This is a genomic window from Mesorhizobium sp. M4B.F.Ca.ET.089.01.1.1 (genome assembly GCF_004022605.1).
Taxonomy (GTDB): domain Bacteria; phylum Pseudomonadota; class Alphaproteobacteria; order Rhizobiales; family Rhizobiaceae; genus Mesorhizobium; species Mesorhizobium abyssinicae.
Genome location: NZ_RZOS01000607.1, coordinates 1 through 2,770 on the forward strand (window position 1 = coordinate 1; position 2,770 = coordinate 2,770).

At 64.3% G+C, this 2,770-nt stretch carries 3 protein-coding genes and 1 other RNA gene; 1 reads left to right on the top strand and 3 read right to left on the bottom strand.

The window, feature by feature from the left end:
- Nucleotides 1-26: 26 nt before the first annotated feature.
- Nucleotides 27-485 (bottom strand): division/cell wall cluster transcriptional repressor MraZ, encoded by a 459-nt coding sequence (gene mraZ / locus EN780_RS31450; protein WP_127286719.1) that lies wholly within the window; start codon nt 483-485, stop codon nt 27-29.
- A 416-nt stretch (nt 486-901) separates the two neighbouring features.
- Here mraZ and EN780_RS31455 point away from each other — a divergent pair, with 416 nt between their 5' ends.
- Nucleotides 902-2,017, top strand: a complete 1,116-nt coding sequence (locus EN780_RS31455) for a cystathionine gamma-lyase (RefSeq protein WP_127393468.1) — start codon at nt 902-904, stop codon at nt 2,015-2,017.
- 60 nt (nt 2,018-2,077) lie between these two features.
- Here the strand turns inward: EN780_RS31455 and rnpB are convergent.
- Together rnpB and EN780_RS31465 are read right to left on the bottom strand one after the other, a co-directional pair.
- Nucleotides 2,078-2,487, bottom strand: an RNA gene (gene rnpB / locus EN780_RS31460) — RNase P RNA component class A.
- A gap of 64 nt (nt 2,488-2,551) precedes the next feature.
- Nucleotides 2,552-2,770: transglycosylase SLT domain-containing protein (locus EN780_RS31465; RefSeq protein ID WP_145971013.1), on the bottom strand; the 219-nt coding region annotated here is incomplete at its 5' end.

Below are 2,770 nucleotides of genomic sequence, written 5' to 3' on the forward strand. Positions count from 1 at the left end.
GTTGATATCCTCGCCGTGGCCAGCCATCATTCCGGTCGCTCCCCAGGCTTCGTCCCCTGCCGAAGCTGCAACAGCCGGGCGCGCGCCTGCGCCCCATAGGCGGCAAGCCGTCCCGGCTCCCAGATCTGGAAGAAATTGCCGCGGCCGACAAACGCCGCTTCCGCCGAAATGCCGGTGTGCTCGCGAATGAAATCGGTCATCGTGATGCGCCCGTCCTGATCGAGCTTCAGGAACGTACCATCGCCATGGCAGAAGAACGACATGTCGTCCGCCGCCTGCAGGAAGGGATCCTCCTGCGCGATGCGCTGCTCGTAGCGGTCGAGCAGGTCGAGACCGCCGACATCCATCGCCGGAAGATCCAGGCAGCGCAGCGCATAGAACTCCGAATAGCCCCGCTTCTGAACGACGGCGCGGAAATGCGCCGGAACGGAGACCCGTCCCTTCGCATCGATCCTGCTCACCGTGTTCGACAGAAACCGGTCCATCACGCGCCACAGCCGCTTCCGCCGCCGCACCCCTTTCCATCATCCCGTCCGCGCCGCCGCAGCGCGTCCCTTGCCGAAATTCCGCTTCGTTCAACGAGGCGAAAGCTCGCAAACGCGCAGGCCCAGCGGCTGCCCGATTGGCGTACGCTTCACCCTGACACGGAACGAAGGCTTTGGTATCGGAATGGGATATCATGGGGCACTATGGGCGTCAACGGGAACGAGCTTCACAAACGCGCTCGCCACAACCAGAAAGAGCAGCCTGACGGCACGTCTTATCTTTATCGTCTATTAAGCCTAACGAAGCGTTTAGAGGGCTGTGGCCCAAGGGACGCGGCTTGCTGCGGGCCGCGCCCACGCATAGCGTCGCGCCAATGCTCCGCTGCCTTTGGCAGCCAACAGGAGGTGAATGGTCGATGTCCGAAACGGCGAAGTCACGTGCCGCCGCCCTTGCCCACTTGCGCAGCCGCGATTTCGCCAAGGGCGATCCGATCCCCTTGCCGCTGACCATGGCCTCGATCTTCCACACACCTGGCGAAGAAGCGGGCTTCGACCAGTATGGCCGCTACGACAATCCGACCTGGCGCGCCGTCGAACACGCGCTCGGTCATCTGGAAGACGCGCATTGCCTCGCCTTCCCGTCGGGGATGGGGGCGATCTCGTCGGTGTTCTTCGCGCTGCTGAAATCGGGCGATCGCGTCCTTCTGCCTGCCGACGGCTATCACGCCACGCGCGCGCTGGCGGAACGCTTCCTGAAGCCGTTCGGCGTCGCCTGCGACACCAGGCCGACCCCAACCTTCCTCGACGGCGGGTTCGACGGCTACCGGTTGGTCTTCGCCGAAAGCCCGTCGAACCCGCGGCTCGACATTTGCGACATCGCCGCCGTCGCCAACGCTGTCCACGCGCAAGGCGCCCTCCTCGTCGTCGACAACACGACGATGACGCCCTACGGCCAGCGCCCGCTCGACCTCGGCGCCGATATCGTCGTCTCCGCCGACACCAAGGCGGTGAACGGCCACTCCGACGTGCTGTTCGGCCACGTCGCGAGCCGCAATCCGGACATCGTCGCCAAGGTGAGGGACTGGCGCGAGATGGCCGGCGGCATTCCCGGACCGTTCGAAGCATGGCTCGTGCATCGCGGGCTCGAAACGCTGGAGGTGCGCTTCGACCGCATGTGCTCTTCAGCGGAAACGATCGCGAAGCGACTCAAAAATCACCATGCGGTGGGCGCCCTGCGCTTTCCAGGCCTGGACGGCGATCCCTCGCACAATCTGGCGCGGGCGCAGATGGAGCGCTTCGGCTTCCTCATCTCCTTTGAACTCGCTTCGGAGCAGAAGGCCGAGGAGTTCATCGACAACTGCGCGCTGATGCAGTCGGCAACCTCTTTCGGCGGCGTTCACACCTCGGCCGAGCGGCGCTCCAAAAGAGGCGACGCCGTGCCGTCCGGCTTCGTGCGCCTGTCTATTGGCTGCGAGCCGGTGGAAGAGCTTTGGCAAGCGATCGAGGCATCGCTCGACAGACTTGATGGTTGAATCAGGGCGTGCGCCGGCAGGCGCAACCCACTGATCTCAAGGGATTTCACTGCGAAAGAAATTGCCAGCTGGCCTGTAAGCCGGGTTCTGTATGGCCCCCGCGCCTTGCGGCACGGGAACGTGGCGGCCATTCATCTTGGGCGCATGTTGCCATGCGCCTCACGCAACCTACCCGGGCGGTGGGCCGGAAACAGCCCTCGAGGTTTCCCTCGCACCGCCCCTATTCGGTCTTGCTCCCGGTGGGGTTTACCTTGCCGCTCCTGTTGCCAGTCGCGCGGTGGGCTCTTACCCCACCCTTTCACCCTTGCCCCGGATCCGGCAGAGCCGAACGCCGTGGCGGTTTGCTTTCTGTGGCACTTTCCCTGGGGTCGCCCCCGCCGGCCATTAACCGGCACCGTGTCTCCATGGAGCCCGGACTTTCCTCACCCGCAGCCTTTCGGCTTCGCGGGTGCGGCCGCCCGGCCAGCTGGCACGGCGTATAAAGGGGTTCGCGCCTGAAAACGCAAACGAAAAAGCAGACTTATGCCAGCTTCGTCAGACCGGAGAGCCGAGCGCGGCCATCTGCACCTTGACCTTGCTGCAGTAAGCGGCCGACACCGGGTTCATCCGCGTCGCGGCGTGGCCGGCATTGTATTTCAGGATCGTGCCGCAGGTGGTGCCTCCACCAAGGCCTCGCGCCATGGCAAGGTATTTCATGCCGTACTTGATGTTGGTGTCGGGATTGAACAGGCCCTTGACCGAGCCGCTGTAACC